Genomic DNA, 16,999 nt, shown 5'->3' on the forward strand with positions numbered 1-16,999 from the left:
ATGAAAGAGAACTTGTTAGGAATTGACGTAGGAGGCACCAAATGCGCCATCATCTACGGTATCAAAGAAAACGACGAGCTACATATCATCGACAAAAAGAAATTTGATACGACCACAGTCGACGAAACAATAGACAGAATTCTCTGTGAAACCGAAAAGATGATGAACCTCCACCAGCTAACCCCTACTAACACAAAAGCGATTGGAATCTGTTGCGGAGGTCCTCTCAACAGTGAAACAGGCATCGTGATGTCTCCCCCTAACCTACCGGGATGGGACAACATCCCCATTGTGGCAATGGTGGAAAAAAAGACGGGCATTAAAACCAATCTACACAATGATGCCAATGCCTGTGCTTTAGCCGAATGGAAGTTCGGAGCAGGAAAAGGAACTAAGAATATGGTCTTTCTCACATTCGGTACGGGACTGGGAGCAGGATTAATATTAAATAGCAAACTGTATACGGGCACCAATGACAATGCCGGAGAACTGGGACATATCCGCCTGTCGGATTTCGGTCCGATAGGTTACGGTAAAAAGGGCTCTTTTGAGGGATTTGCCAGCGGTGGAGGTATTGCTCAACTCTCCAAAATGTATGTGATGGAGAAATTGCAGACCGGACAGAAAGTTGAATGGTGTACCTTACAGGAACTAGATCAGCTTACTGCCCGAAAAGTGGCTGAAGAAGCTGCCAAAGGTGATAAATTAGCCCAAAGCATATATGAGACGTCTGCTATTTATCTGGGAAAAGGATTATCCATGGTGATCGATATCTTGAATCCGGAAGTCATTGTGATAGGTGGCATCTATACCCGGAATAAAAATATGATGGAACCCATCATGCAAAAGATAATCGATCAGGAAGCATTATCCTGTGCAAACAGAGTATGTAAAGTGAAACCAGCCGCCTTGGGAGAGCAGATAGGAGATTATGCAGCTCTTTCTGTAGCCGCTAACTTAACCGATTAACTATTATGAAAGAGCTTATTGAAACAACACTGGAAGAGGCTCGGCAAACGTTGGAGAGCTTTCTTGAGGAAACAACAACAGTCGGGATTATTTCACAGGCAGCCTCTACCTGCGCCGAAGCATTAAAAGCCGGAAATAAGATTATCAGCTGTGGTAATGGCGGTTCTTTATGTGATGCCACCCACTTTGCAGAAGAACTAACCGGACGTTACCGCAACAACCGCATCCCGCTACCGGCAATTGCAATCAATGACCCGGCTTACATGACCTGTGTGGGAAATGATTTTTCGTTCAACGAGATCTTCTCCCGCTATGTAGAAGCTATGGGATGTAAGGGAGATGTATTATTGGCCATCAGCACAAGCGGACATTCCGAGAACATACTGAAAGCTGCCGTACAAGCACACAACAATGGAATGAAAGTGATAGCGCTGACTTCAAAAGGAGAGAATGAACTGTCACGACTGGCAGACATTGCAGTCTGCGCGCCACGAGCAGCACATTCCGACAGAATACAAGAAATTCACATCAAAGTTATCCACATTCTGATTCAGGCAATTGAGGCAGAATTAGGCTTTGAATAATAACCTACTAAATTTAATCAATATGGCAATGAAAATGACACATATCAGTAAAACTCTATTGAGTATTGTTTGCACACTTTGGGGAATGTCCGCCTGCTCGGATGATTATAACAAATATGACGATTGCCCGGCTTGCAACTATTATCCTGTTGCAGTAGGGAATTCAACAGGAACTCCGGTTCATGCTATCGGTGTCGAGATGGATCCACACTTCTTCTCACAAAACATCACCCGCAATGATGGTTCAAAGGCTGAAGATTGGGAAAATATAGTTGTACAACGGGTAAAGAAAATGAAAGTACAACAATTCCGAATCATGATGCAGCCACAATGGTGGGAACCCTCCAATGACAACAACGATCCTAATGTCGCGGATATGAGCAAATTCACTTTTGATTCGGAAGAAATGCAATCTGTATACAAAGTATTGGATCTGGCCCAGGAGAATAATATCGGAGTGACATTAGTCGTATGGGGAGCCATTACCAATATCGACTTACTATCAGGCATTAACAATGGTCAAAAGCATTTCTTGTGTGATGCACGAAGTTATAACGTTAATCCGGGTTGGATTGCCGGTATAGATAACTATGAAGAATTTGCTGAAAACTTCTCCACAATGGTGAAATACCTGATTGAAGAAAAGCATTATACCTGTATCAATCAAATTACTCCATTCAATGAACCTGACAGTCATATAGCAGGTTACGGCCGCATCATGTGGCAAGGTGATTTTGAAACCATGGGTTGGCAGGACACCTACGCCCCCATGGTGAAAGCACTGGATGCCAAGTTTAAAGCAGATGGAATACGCAGTAAGGTACACTTCAACCTTTCTGACAATACAGACGGTACACCCGGATATATCGCTGCCTGTGTTTCCGCTTTCACAAACGATGAAGCCGACCTGTATAACTCTCATGTATACAAGTTTGACTACAACACCCCTAATTCGACTCTCGTAAATTGGGAACGTCAAAATATAGCTTCTGCAGGAGGTAAAAGACATTTTGTTGGAGAATTCGGTTTTCCTGGATACGGAAGTGCCCGTCAATATGGTATAGACACGTATACGCGAGGGGTACAGATAATCCGCGTTGCTCTGAACTATCTGAATGCCGGTGCTTGCGGAGTAAGCTACTGGAGTCTGATCGATCAATATTATAACCGCAATGCCTCCTATTCGGAAATGCAGCAACTCGGTTTATGGAAATATCTAAAATCCGCTTATACCGAAGACCCAGATGTATATTCCAAAATCAAGGAAGACTACGAGGTACGTCCTCAATACTATGCATATAGTCTGTTGACACGTTTTGTCCGCCAGGGCGACGAAGTATATCCATTGGATCTCGGCGACGAGTTGATAGCCGGAAGTGCTTTTCTCAACACAGAGGGAAAATGGACGTATGTACTTTCCAACGCTACAGACAAAGACAAGATGATACAGTTGGAAAATGATAAAGAAGGTGCCAATGGAGAATACAATGTCTACAAATATATGGAAGGACGCCTACCGGAAGGTGATAATCTTATAGAATCAACAGAAACGGTCAACACGCAAGAGAATAACCTAAAACTTAAATTATCTCGTTCATCAATCAGGGTATTAGTACAAAAATAGAAGTATATACACCCCATTTAGTGGGGATATATATACACCGTATTGGGCATATATATTCACCATGTTAGCCATATATATCCGCCGTGCTGGATATATATGCCCACCAACCAAGTAATTTATCATCAAAAGTACACGAATGAAAAAAGAAATATCCATAGTAAAAATGCTCTCCGTCATGTTCGGATTCTTCGTTATGGGATTTGTTGACATTGTCGGAATAACCACGAGCTATGTGAAGAATGATTTCAGCCATCTCACCGATACGATGGTTAATCTCATCTCTCTATCCTGTTTCTTGTGGTTCCTGGTGCTTTCTATTCCCACCGGAATGTTAATGAATCGCATCGGACGCAAGAAAACCGTATTACTTAGCTTCGCATTCCATGTATTAGCTATGTGTCTTCCACTCGTTGCATATGACTTTACCGCCATATTAATCGCATTTGCCTTGATAGGTATCGGTAACACTCTATTGCAAGTTTCACTCAACCCATTAGTAACGGATGTCGTTGCAAACGATAAGTTGACAGGTACATTAACCCTAGGACAATTTGTCAAAGCAGTCAGTTCATTCCTGGGTCCTATCCTGGCAGCTTGGGTGACTGGTAGTTTTTTCGGATGGAAAATGATATTCCCCGTTTATGCCGGACTGTCACTGCTCGCTTTGATATGGCTATGGCTTACCCCTATACAAGAAAAACAACAGGAACGGAAGAACATTTCTTTCAAAGTCACTCTTGAATTATTCAAAGACAAATACATTCTTGCTTTCTTTATCGGTATTCTCGTGCTGGTAGGTGTAGACGTAGGTATCAATATGACTTTCCCTAAATTCCTGATGGAACGTTGTGATCTACCACTGACAGATGCAGGAATGGGAAATAGTGTGTATTTCTTCGCCCGCACTGTAGGAGCCTTTTTGGGTGGTATCCTACTGATGAAATATTCAGAAAGTAAATTCTATATTTATAGCGTCTGGATAGCTCTCGCAGGATTGATACTGATGACCATTAGCACTAATCTCTGGTTTATCCTCGGATGTGTAGCAGTTTTCGGGATAGGATATGCCAATCTGTTTTCCATCATCTTCTCTCTGTCTTTGAAACGTGTTCCCGAGAAAGCGAACGAAGTATCTGCACTTCTTATCGTCGGTGTATCTGGCGGTGCCGTCCTCCCGCCTATTTTAGGAGTAATTACCGATTCATTCCACAGTCAGTTATCTGCAATCATAGTACTTGCCATTGTATGGTGCTATCTGATCGGAATAATGAGAAAAATAAAAACCACATAAACCTATATTCTAATGAAACATTTCAAGAAAATCGAATCGAAATTCCTGTTCTCATTACTGATTATGAGTGTGTGGAGCATCATAGCCGTGGGTCAGACGACGGCTAAAATCTCCAAACACATTCCTGAAATCGAAAAATGGATTCAGAAACAATTCGCTAAAGGAAAAACACCTCCGTTCTCGTTTATATGTGACGGGAAACCTTCCGCAGAATTTATCCGCCAATGGGACTATTCCCAGCAAAAGATAGAATCCGAAGAAGCGGATGTGATAAAGTATCTCTTTACCTACTACAATCCTACCAACGGACTGAAAGTAGAATGTACCGTAAAAGGCTATCCCAGTTATCAGGCTGCCGAATGGGTATTGAACTTCACCAACAAAGGTACGAGCAACTCTCCCACTCTGGAACAAGTGAAAGTAGTGGACCTTGCCATGCAATACGCTTCTAAAGGAGAATTCAAGTTACACTATGCAGACGGAAACCATATCTCCAAATATGATTTCCATCCACGTTCGGTTACTCTGGCAACGGGTGAAACCAAACAGATGTCTCCACAAGGAGGACGCTCTTCAGAAGGGGACTATCTTCCTTTCTTCAACATTGAATCACCTGCCGGACAGGGAGTCATATTAGGAGTAGGCTGGTCGGGCACCTGGTATGCAGATGTATGCGCACAAGATAATCGTACAATATCCATGGCTTCGGGAATGAAAACCATGAAATTATACTTACGTCCACAGGAAACAATTCGTACCCCAAGTATCAGTCTGATGTTTTGGGAAAATATCGACCGGATGGCAGGACACAATAAATTCCGCCGTTTTGTCCTGGCACACAAGTCACGGAAAATCAACGGAAAATTTGCCGAATATCCTCTTTCCAGCGGATTCAACTATCGGGACCCCGCACCTTGTACGGAATACTCATGCCTGACAGCCGATTATGCCATTGCCATGGTGAAACGTTACATACAGTTCGGATTGAAGCCCGAAGTATTCTGGCTGGATGCCGGATGGAACACCGATGCTGCAGACTTCGAACATGGCAAGACCTGGGCCAACACAGCCGGTAACTGGACTGTAGATACATTGCGCTTCCCCAAAGGACTTCGTCCTGTAGCCGACGAAATACACAAAGTAGGAGCTAAATTCATGGTCTGGTTCGAACCCGAGCGTGTCATCCGTGGTACCCAATGGGCAGTAGAACACCCCGACTGGATGCTCGACATTCCCGAACACAACAATGACACCTACCTACTGTTCGATCTGGGAAATCCGGAAGCCTGCCGCTGGATGAGTAAATATATAGGCGATATGCTCGAAGAAAACGGCATAGACTATTATCGTCAGGATTTCAATATGCAGCCGGATATCTACTGGACAGCCAACGATGAGCCCGGACGTGCAGGAATGAAAGAGATACGACACATCGAAGGACTATACTACTTCTGGGATTATCTGCTGAGCCGATTCCCGAACCTGCTCATAGACAACTGTGCCAGTGGGGGACGACGTATTGACTGGGAAACAATCGGCCGAAGCGCACCACTATGGAGGAGTGATTATTATCATTACGACGATCCGGACGGCTACCAATGTCACACGTATGGCCTGAATTTCTTCCTGCCTTTACATGGAACGGGTAGTTTACAGACCGATCCGTATTCTTTCCGCTCAAGCGTCAGCACCGCTTTGATTTATAACTGGAAAATAACCGATAAAAATGCCTCCGTTTACGAAATGCAACGTTGTCTGAAAGAATTCCACGAAATCAGACCTTACTATTACGAAGATTATTACCCACTGACGGGTACAGAAGACATGACGCGGGATAATATCTGGCTAGCCTATCAAATGCATCGTCCGTCGGACGACAGTGGTATTATCGTTGCTTTCCGCAGAACCGCCTCCAAAGACAAAAAAATCACCGTCAGACTTTCAGGAGTGGATCCGGAAAAATACTATACAGTGACAGACATGGATAGCCGACAGAGCAAAATCTATCAGGGAAAAGAACTGACCAGTCAGTTGCCACTGATCCTCGAAAAGCCACATAGTTCCTTATTACTAAAATATAAAGTTACCAACGAAAAACCGAATAAAGAATGAAAAAAAGAATACTATATTATCTATTCATTCTGCTTCTGTTCCCTCATAATGGAACAGGACAGACGGTAGCCCGCATGAGCGACCGCCCGGTAAACACCAGCCAATGGATAACCACCCACTTTGCCCGCGGTGTGGTCCCTCCTTTCTCTTTCGAATATGGAGGTAAACCTTCACAGGAATTTATCAAAAGCTGGTCTTATACGGCTACGCGTCAGAAAAGTGACGATCCCAAGGTTCTGAAATACCTTTATACTTATCGTGAACCATCCGGAGGATTAAAAGTCGAATGTGAAGTGAAAGGCTTTACCGACTTCAATACGGTGGAATGGGTACTCCGTTTCACCAACCAGGGAAAGAAAAATACGCCGGAGATTGCCAACATAAAAGTGTCTGATATCACATTCCGCTACCAGCATCCGGGAGCATTCAACCTTCATCATTCCGAAGGCAGCCATGCATCCAAATCAGATTTCAGCCAGCAACTTACAATCTTGTCTCCGGGTGATAATCTTTATATGAGACCGGAAGGTGGACGCTCTTCACAAATGCGTATGCCATTCTTCAATATTGAATCTCCGGCTAATCAAGGAGTTATCGTAGCCATCGGATGGACAGGAACCTGGTTTGCCGATGTGCGCTGTGCAGACCAGCAAAGCGTAGCGCTTACCTCCGGAATTGAACGTTTGAAAACCTATCTGTATCCGGAAGAGAGCATCCGCACTTCCAGTGTATGCCTGTCATTCTGGAACGGTTCCGACCGGATGAAAGGACACAACCAGTTCCGCCGTTTCGTGCAAGCCCACCACACTTGGAAAGTAGGTGGTAAACCGACCGTATATCCAATATCGACCAGTTTCAACTACGGTGATCCTACTCCCTGTAATGAATATACCTGCCTGACTACAGATTATGCCATTGCTATGGTGAAACGGTATGAACAATTCAAATTAGTACCCGAAGTATTCTGGCTGGATGCCGGATGGTACAATCACTCTGCAGATGTAGCCAATCATAAGAATTGGGCGAACACCGTAGGAAACTGGACCGTCGACTCTATTCGTTTCCCCGAAGGATTACGCCCCATCGCCGACGAAGTGCATAGAGTTGGTTCCAAGTTCATGGTATGGTTTGAACCGGAGCGTGTTATGAAAGGCTCAGCTTGGGCACTGCAACACCCTCAATGGATGTTGGATGCCAGAGGAAAAGCCAAACAGGAAGACTGGACAAAAGATGGTGAGCACGACTCTTATCTATTCAATCTCGGAAATCCGGAGGCATGTCGATGGATGAGTAAATATATCGGAGACTTCCTCGAAGAAAATGGCATAGACTACTACCGCCAGGATTTCAATATAGAGCCGGAAGGTTTCTGGGCTGCCAATGATGAACCTGGCAGACAAGGTATCTGCGAAATCCGATACATTGAAGGACTTTATTCTTTCTGGGAATATCTGCTGAACCGCTTTCCGGGCTTGCTGGTTGATAATTGTGCCAGTGGCGGACGCCGTATTGACCTCGAAAGTATCTCACGCAGTGCACCGATGTGGAGAACAGATTACAGTTATGGAGAACCAATCGGCTATCAATGCCATACTTACGGATTGAACTTATACCTTCCCCTGCATGGTACAGGAACTGTGAGTGCCGATAAATTCACTTTCCGTTCCAGCCTCGGAACCTCTATTATCTACAACTGGAAAATAACCGAAGCTGGACAATCCATCTATGATATGCGCGACCGCCAGGCAGAGTTCAAAGAACTCCGCCCCTATTTCTATGAAGATTACTATCCGTTGAGTGGAATAAACAACATTACTTCGGAAAATATCTGGCTAGCATACCAACTTTATCGTCCGTCGGATGACAGCGGATACATCGTAGCTTTCCGCCGCAAAGACAATCCGGACAAGAGCTATACTGTCAATTTATCAGGGCTACACCCTGACCACACTTATATACTCACCAATAAAGATACAGGAGAAGCTATAAAGAAAACCGGTAAAGAACTGGCTAACGGCTTCACGCTGACACTGGATAACCCGCAAAGTAGTCTGATAATCAAATACCAAAGTTCAACAACTGCCATACAGAAACTTTCTGTAGGAAAGAAAACCGGTGTAAAGCTCCGTGCTATAGGTGCAGAACTAGATCCCCACTTTCTCTCACAAAATGTGACCCGCAATGATGGAGCTAAAGCTGAAGACTGGGATCGCATCGTTGTGAAACGTGTCAAAGAAATGGGACTGCAAAGCTTACGGGTGATGGTGATGCCACAATGGTATGAGCCAAAGAATGACAATCCGGATGCATCCAAAATCGACTGGCATAATTTCACTTTCAACTCTGTAGAAATGCAATCACTCTACAAAGTATTGGATATGGCACAAGAACAGAAAATGGAAGTCACCCTTGTACTTTGGGGAGCCCCTCCGGGACATTTCCTGGCCGAAGGGAATTATGGTAACTGGGTAGTAGCCCCGACTAACTATGAAGAATGGAGCGAGAACTTTTCCGCACTTGTACAACACCTGCTCAACAACAAAAAATACACGTGCGTCAAAGAGATTACTCCGATCAACGAACCAGATTGGTCATATATCATCAAAGGTAAAGCTGCTCCCACCGCCGACTATATTGAAATGTGTAAAGTACTCGACAGACGTTTCAAAGAGGATGGAATAAGAAATAAAGTACATTTCAGCCTTTCTGACAATTCAGACGGAGGTACAGGAACGCATAAATATCTGGCAGCCTGCACGAAAGGACTGGCGAACGTTGCTGACGTATTCAACTCCCACACCTATATCTTCGGCTACGAAACTCCGAACTCCACAATTCTGGATTGGGAAAAACAAAACTCTCAATTGGCCTCTTCAGTTGGAAAAGCCCATTTCATCGGTGAATTCGGAGGTAATCAATGCGTAGGTGCCACCAGACAAAAAGATATCGACTTGTATGAACGAGGAGTACTCATGACACGCATAGCCATCAATCTACTCAATGCAGGAGCAAGCGGTGTTAGCTATTGGAGCCTGATAGACCAATACTATGGTAAGGATGCAGACTACGGAGCAATGCAGCAACTGGGTTTATGGAAGTATGTAAAGAAAACATACGCTTCGGAACCATACTACAACGATATCAAAAGTGATTACGAGGTACGCCCACAGTACTATGCCTATTCTCTGTTGACACGTTTCATACGCCCGGGAGCTGAAATCTATCCGATAGCAACACCGGAAGAATGGTATGCAGGAACTGCTGTTCGAAACACAAATGGCAAATGGGTATATGTTTTCGCCAATGGAATGGACCAGGAGAAAGCAATAAGCCTCATCAACCAACATACGCAAACCAAAGGGAATTATCAGGTTTACCGTTATATCAAAGACGGTTTACCTACCACAGACCAAATGTTGGCTCCGGACGCCCAGCCTCTCAAAGTGAACGATAAAATTCTATGTTTACTTCCGGCTCATTCTGTGATCGTCTTAAAACAAGAATAACTATGTACTCTATTTATTCATTAAACAAATAGTATTTATGAAAACACATTTCTACATTTTATTAATGCTTGGAATGGTATTCCTTTTGGGATGTGAAGACGAAAAGTTAGGCACAGACCTAGGAGTAACCAATGTAGTGCTTCCGGATATTTCGGAAGAATCCCTGGGCACAGAGATTACCATTCAGGGAAATGGCTTTATCGACTGTGATGTACTGGCTCTTTCTCCCCTTTCAGGAGGAACCGAACAGCCCATCTACATGGAAACCAGAGAAGTACAATCCGATCATATCACGGTACTTTACCCCTCTACGGCCACCAAAGATTCTTATGGACTTGTATTGGTACGCGGTAGCAAAATGCGAACATTAGGCGTCATCAACAGTACTGTTGGAGTTATGCCCGACGAAAACCTGCGTAATGCCTTGTCTGCTCTTTTCCCTGATATATTTAAAGGAGAAAAGATATCTTCCAGTGCTAAATATGTCACTTTCACTGATGGCACACTAAATATCAGCGATAAAAATATCACTTCTCTGGAGGGACTCGAATATTTCAGCAACATTCGGAAACTGATCTGCAACAATAATGATATCAGTGAAATTCCTGCAGAAGTACTATCCAGACTGTCTGAACTGACTGCACAAAACACTGGTCTGACCAAACTGGAACTAGCCACTTCGGAACAGCCGAACACGACATTGGTATCTCTCAACATAGATGGAAGTACCAAACTAGAATCTGTCGACCTGTATTATTGTTATAACATTGAGAAGTTCTCTGCTCTAAACTGTAAACTGGTATATCTGGATGTACGCAATTACCACAGTATCTATGGCGGATGTCTGAACTACAACAGCACAGACTTCAAATTTACTTTCAGCGATGACGCAAGTAAAGAACGACTCCTGAAAATGGAATCCTGGTGGATGGACTCATACTACAGCAATAGCGGTTCTATCGTAGATGCCATCAATAATGGAGTGACAGTGGAAGGGTACGACTGGATGCACGACTATCCCGATGGAAACAACAACTATTATTACAGTTACGGAAAATATCAGAAGACAATGAAAAAGTACGGAGAAATTCCTGATATCAATCTGCGAAACGCACTCAAAGCATTGGTTCCGGATGTATTCGATGGAGATAAAGTTCTGACAGTGGCTGCTCTGAATACTGAATACTTCAAGAATAACACGACCCTTGATCTTAGCAATAAGGGAATCACTAATCTGGAAGGACTACAATACTTCTGCGGATACAAAAACCTCATTCTGGATGGAAATAATCTGGGAGAAATCGATCTTAGTAAATACGCAATCAGTACCAGCTACACGGCAGGTCCGGTAGATGAGAAAGGAATTCAGACTTTCAGTGCCAAGAATGCAGGATTAACCAAATTCATTTCTGGCGATCAGTATATGATAACCTCTATAGATGTGAGCAACAATCCGGGATTAGCATATCTGGATATAAACCGGTGCAAATCCATCACATCACTAAATGCATCCGGTTGTCCGCTCACTTATGTTGATCTGCGTAATCTGGCAGGTACTTATTCCGTACTAGGTTACTCCGGTGGAGCTGTAGATGCCTCAAAAGTTCAGTTCTCATTTACCGACAGCTCTTCAACTCAAAGGAAGCTACTAGTAGAAGAATGGTGGATGGATAGCCCATGGAATGGCACAAGCCCATGTATTACCGCAAAGAATCAAGGTGTCCGGATAGAACGCTATGAATACATAGGATACGACAAGGATAAAATGTTGAGTTCATTTAATTAGACAGAAAACAATCTTAAACGTTATAGTTATGAAAAAAAGTTATTGGCTATACAAAATGTGCCTGTTGCTTGGGTTGGGAATCTGTATTCCCGTTACAGGAAATGCATCGGATATCGGAGATGCTACCCTGACACAGCAACAGTCTAAAATAACAGCCTCTGGAGTCGTCGTAGACGAGTCCGGTGAAAGCCTGATCGGAGCTTCCGTCATAGAAAAAGGAGCAGCAACGAATGGTACTATTACAGACATAGACGGTCGTTTCTCTTTATCGGTTGCCCCCAACGCTATACTGGAAATCAGTTATGTAGGTTATCAAAAGCAGGACATTCCTGCTAAAAAAGACATGCGTATCATCATGCATCCGGACGTAGCGAACCTGGAGGAAGTTGTAGTGGTAGCTTACGGTACCCAGAAAAAGGTTTCTGTCATCGGTTCCGTAGCTTCCATTGATCGAAAAGATTTGATGAAATCCTCATCGCCCAACCTAAGTTCCGCTTTATCCGGAAAACTCCCAGGATTGACAACTATCCAGACCTCCGGTGAACCGGGACGTGACGAAGTCACCATGTTCCTGCGTGGTGCTGCCACTACAAACGGAACAAACCCATTAATTATGGTAGATGGAGTAGCTGTAGACGATATGCGATCTATCGACCCGAACGAGATTGCTAATATCTCCGTATTGAAAGATGCTTCCGCAACAGCAGTATTCGGAGTACGTGGTGCCAACGGAGTGATAATGATTACCACTCGTAGAGGTGAAAAAGGAACTGCCCGTATCAGTGCCAATGTAGAATTCAGCATGCAGGAAATCGCTTTCAAGCCCGAACGTCTGGATTCATGGGACTGGGTCAGACTTCGCAATGAAGCACTCGTGAACGACGGAAATTCCGCTGAATTCCTCGGGCCGGACATTGATAAGTTCGACTCATGGAAAACAGGTAATCCTGTAGACCCGGATTTTTATCCGAATAATAACTGGCAAGATATCTTGTTCAGAGATTATGCTCCCATGACCAGAGCCAACATGAACGTTTCGGGAGGTTCGGACAAACTTCAATACTTTGTAAGTGCAGGCTATCTGCATCAGGGAGGTATGTTCAACGTAGAACCTAAATCCAAGTTGGGATACAATGCCCAGTCTTCATTAGACCGCTACAACTTCCGCTCAAATATCGACTACAAAGTCAATAAGTCGGTAAAGATTAACTTAAACGCTTCCTCTTATCTGGAACGGATCAACGGAACTTCCGCAAGTATGTCAAGTGTATTCAACAGCGCTTTGACCTCACGCCCTACTTCCATGTATCTCACCCCGGAAGGTGCATACGCTACTGATGCTATACGTACTTTCCCTATTGGTGCCGGATTATCCGTAGAAGATCCCGCCAACAATTCATTGAGTGCATATCCGCTAATCAACCGTTCGGGCTATCAACTGGAAACCAGATCGGGAATCAATGTTATCGGAGGAGTAGAAATAGATTTGGGATTTATCACTAAAGGGCTCTCTGTCAAAGGCCAGGTATCTTTCGACTCCAAAGGATTTGGGAAAACAATCGGAAAACGTTCCTATACCTGGTATACGTATCAGACATTAGCTTCAGGAGAGCATTTGTTTATCAATCGCCATCCTAGCCTGGAGGACGAAGACGGCCCGATTGAACTCACAAAGTCTTCCGAATCTTATTGGGTTATGAACTTACAGGGACAAATCAACTATAACCAGACCTTCGCCGGAAAGCATAATGTCACTGCTATGTTTCTAGCTCAACGGGACATCAAAGAATCCAAAGAAACATCCGGTGACCTACTGCTTCCTTACAACGTCATCGGTATTGCCGGACGTGCAACTTATGACTATGACAGACGTTATTTTGCAGAGGTCAACGTAGGTTATAACGGCTCTGAACAATTTTCACCGGACAAACGATTTGGTCTCTTCCCGGCTGCCTCTTTCGGTTGGCTGATTACTAATGAGGGCTTCCTTCAGGATAATCCGGTTTTGACCAATCTGAAGTTAAGAGCTTCTTGGGGAAAAGTTGGTAACGACGCCTTCGGTTCAGCCCGTTTCCTTTATCTGGATAATATCAGTCAATATTCCGTAGTCACCGACAGTAAAGGAGATCATTGGTTATCCCCAAGCTTGGGATATGCTTCCAATGGTTCCGGTTGGGGACAAGGTTACAAGATAGCCGAAAACTACATAGGAAACAAAAGCATCACATGGGAAACAGCTGAAAAACAGAATTATGGTATAGACATATCCTTGTATCATGATCTTTCCTTCTCATTTGACTACTTTGTTGAAAAAAGAAAAAATATTCTGATTATCCCGCAGACTACTCCTATGATTCAAGGTCTTCCCTCATCCGCTCTTCCACTGATGAACGATGGTGAAGTAAAGAATCAGGGATTCGAAATGGTCCTCGGATATCAGAAACAATTCAAAAACGGGCTATCTGTTTCTGCTAATGCAAACTTCAGTTATGCCAAAAACAAAGTATTGGAATATGACGAGCCACTATTAGGTAAGGATTATGCTTATCGCACCCGCACCACCGGCTTCTCATTAGGACAAAACTGGGGATATATCATCGACCACAGCTATGATCCTGAAAAAGGGCGTGACGGCACAGGATTCTTCTATAGCGACGAGAGTATTGCCAAGAGCGGACTGACTTATGAAGGTGTAGGAACACCGGAACCCGGAGACTTTATTTATAAAGATCTCAACGGAGACGGTGTCATCAATGACCGTGACAAGGCTCCCATTGGCTATTCCTCCCTATTGCCTCGCATCAACTACGGTTTCTCTTTATCTGCCAACTGGAAAGGATTCGATGTTTCTATCATGTTGCAGGGAGTAGGCCAATACAGCAAGACTTATTCAGGAGCCGGTATTTATGAAAGCAGCGGCAACTTTTACAAGATGCACATGGAACGTTGGAGCGAAGAACGCTATAATAATCACGAAAAGATTACGTATCCTCGTCTGTCCAGCAGTGGCGGCCCGAGCTTGCAGCCCAACGACTTCTTTATCATGGATGCCTCATATATACGTCTGAAAAATGCAGAAGTAGGATATACATTACCGGAAAGCATCAGCAAGAAAATCGGTGCTTCCAATGTACGTTTCTATTTAAGTGGTAACAACTTGTATACATGGACTCACCTGAAGACTGACAGCTTCGATCCCGAACAAAACAGTCCGGCAGCCTATCCAACAATGCGTACGTACAATGTAGGTTTAAATATTACATTTTAACGGCTAAAACAAAACCGATATGAAAAAAAGATTGATTTATATATGCATGTTTGCTTCCTTGCTCACATTCAGTTCTTGTAATGAAGCGTTGGATGTAGCTCCCGACGGAAGATTATCACTGGACGAAGTATTCCAAGATCCCGATCTGACTAAAGCTTATTTCAGTACTTGCTTTGACTATCTGCCTAAAAAGAGTTTACGATATCATTTCTGGAGCAACTATCCCGTAGCACTTAGTGATGAAGCGTGGGATTGCACGGATGGTTCCGGTGCCGGCTTTGCACATGCCGCATCCGGCAACTGTACCACCACCGACTTCTATCTCGACGTTCGCAGAGATATGGGTGACACCTACTCAGAAGGAGGATACTGGCAGTTATACTGGGGGCAAATCCGTATTATCAACACATTCCTCCAACGGGCAGCCACCGCCGCCATACCAAGAGAAAGCGACCGTGACCGTTGGGTAGCAGAGGCTCATGTACTCCGTGCTTATTTCTATATGGAGTTACTGAAATGGTATGGTCCTGTGCCTATTGAGAAAGAGCCATACGGTTTAGACTATGATTATTCAACTCTATCACGTCCTACTTTCGAAGACTGTGCCCGATTCATTGTAGATGATTGCGAAATAGCTTTGCAATCCAGCAACCTCCCTTGGCGACTGACAACACTCAACGAGAAGATCAGAATGACCAAAGGTATCGCAATGGCTATCCGTTCCGAAGCATGTCTATTCGCAGCCAGCACTTACAACAATGGCGGCAAAGATCTTTGGGAATGGGCTTACACAATCAACAAAGACTGTCTGGAACAGCTGAAAGCCAATGGATATGAATTGTATACTAAATGTGCGGATACTGAAAAGTACTATAACAATGCTTATATGGAGTACTTTACGCTCAATAACTATATCGGAACAGATCCCAGTGATAAAGAAACAATCTGGCAAAGTACCGAAGGCTATTGGCCCGACCCATACACCAATCCTTTGTATGACGTTATCGGAGCTCCGGTATTGGGAAACGCTCAATTAACTATTGTTCCTTCCCAAGAATTAGTAGACGCCTATGATATGCTAGCAACAGGAAAGCCTGTACTGGATTTATCGAAACCTTATAACGATGAGAAGCATCTGTCACCTAATTATGACCCTAATAGCGGTTATGACCCAGCCAACCCTTATAAGGGACGTGATCCTCGTTTCCAGGCTACAATTTTTTATAATAACAGTCCTGTGCTGTTAGGAAAGGAACCGGCAGTAGTAGAAACGTACGTGGGAGGAAATAGCGAAATCCGTACAAGTGGAAATACGAATACACGTACCGGTTATTATTGGAGAAAAAGAATGGTAAACGGTAACTGTAAGGCAGCCGGAGTGGCTGGATATGATGGCCGTTTCCGTTTTTACCGATTAGGCAAAATTTATCTGAATGCCGCCGAAGCCGCTATTGAAAGCGGACACCTTACCGAAGGCCTGGAATGGATCAATGAAATCCGTCATCGCGCAGGTTTTGATCCTTCGGTTGATCTGTCGACAAACGACAAGAACGAAGCTCGTTTATTGGTACGCCACGAACGCCAGATAGAGCTGGCTTGTGAAGAAGACAGATATTTCGATATCCGCCGTTGGACACCCGCCAATGAGAATATGGAAAATGAGAAGTTTACCACAGGTATGAGAATCACCAAAAATGGAAACTCATTCTCTTATGAAAGAATCAATCTAGGAACAGACGGCAGCAAACCGAGCAAAATGAGTTATGAAAAGAAATGGCACGTATATCCTATCCCTGCCAATGAAGCAGCCGTATTGGAAGGCACGACAGGACAGACGTGGCAAAATGCAGGATGGTAAT

At 44.0% G+C, this 16,999-nt stretch carries 9 protein-coding genes; all 9 read left to right on the forward strand.

The genetic code is table 11. The features are described from left to right. The 9 genes from DXA54_RS12690 (at nucleotide 1) to DXA54_RS12730 (ending at nucleotide 16,998) form a co-directional block, all read left to right on the forward strand. Nucleotides 1-969, forward strand: a complete 969-nt coding sequence (locus DXA54_RS12690; RefSeq protein WP_120079631.1) for an ROK family protein — start codon at nucleotides 1-3, stop codon at nucleotides 967-969. A 5-nt stretch (nucleotides 970-974) separates the two neighbouring features. Continuing rightward, entirely contained in the window at nucleotides 975-1,553 is a 579-nt protein-coding gene (locus DXA54_RS12695) for an SIS domain-containing protein (RefSeq protein WP_004310374.1), read from the forward strand. A 22-nt stretch (nucleotides 1,554-1,575) separates the two neighbouring features. Then, nucleotides 1,576-3,177, forward strand: coding sequence for a hypothetical protein (locus DXA54_RS12700; RefSeq protein ID WP_008641751.1), 1,602 nt, complete (start codon nucleotides 1,576-1,578; stop codon nucleotides 3,175-3,177). 136 nt (nucleotides 3,178-3,313) lie between these two features. After that, nucleotides 3,314-4,468: an MFS transporter gene (locus DXA54_RS12705; RefSeq protein ID WP_008649023.1), complete on the forward strand. Its 1,155-nt coding sequence runs from the start codon at nucleotides 3,314-3,316 to the stop codon at nucleotides 4,466-4,468. A 12-nt stretch (nucleotides 4,469-4,480) separates the two neighbouring features. Then, nucleotides 4,481-6,580 carry a glycoside hydrolase family 36 protein gene (locus DXA54_RS12710; RefSeq protein WP_008649021.1) on the forward strand — a complete coding sequence of 700 codons (2,100 nt, stop codon included), beginning with the start codon at nucleotides 4,481-4,483 and terminating at the stop codon, nucleotides 6,578-6,580. After that, nucleotides 6,577-10,086, forward strand: coding sequence for an alpha-galactosidase (locus DXA54_RS12715; RefSeq protein WP_004310366.1), 3,510 nt, complete (start codon nucleotides 6,577-6,579; stop codon nucleotides 10,084-10,086). The genes DXA54_RS12710 and DXA54_RS12715 overlap by 4 nt, the downstream gene beginning before the upstream one ends. A 37-nt stretch (nucleotides 10,087-10,123) precedes the next feature. Continuing rightward, nucleotides 10,124-11,872, forward strand: coding sequence for a leucine Rich repeat-containing domain protein (locus DXA54_RS12720; RefSeq protein ID WP_049701572.1), 1,749 nt, complete (start codon nucleotides 10,124-10,126; stop codon nucleotides 11,870-11,872). Between the two features lie 28 nt (nucleotides 11,873-11,900). Further along, entirely contained in the window at nucleotides 11,901-15,140 is a 3,240-nt protein-coding gene (locus DXA54_RS12725; RefSeq protein WP_008641742.1) for a SusC/RagA family TonB-linked outer membrane protein, read from the forward strand. A gap of 19 nt (nucleotides 15,141-15,159) precedes the next feature. Beyond that, nucleotides 15,160-16,998 carry a RagB/SusD family nutrient uptake outer membrane protein gene (locus DXA54_RS12730; RefSeq protein WP_120079633.1) on the forward strand — a complete coding sequence of 613 codons (1,839 nt, stop codon included), beginning with the start codon at nucleotides 15,160-15,162 and terminating at the stop codon, nucleotides 16,996-16,998. Nucleotide 16,999 lies beyond the last annotated feature (1 nt).

Source organism: Bacteroides sp. OF03-11BH, assembly GCF_003604005.1.
GTDB classification, from domain to species: domain Bacteria; phylum Bacteroidota; class Bacteroidia; order Bacteroidales; family Bacteroidaceae; genus Bacteroides; species Bacteroides ovatus.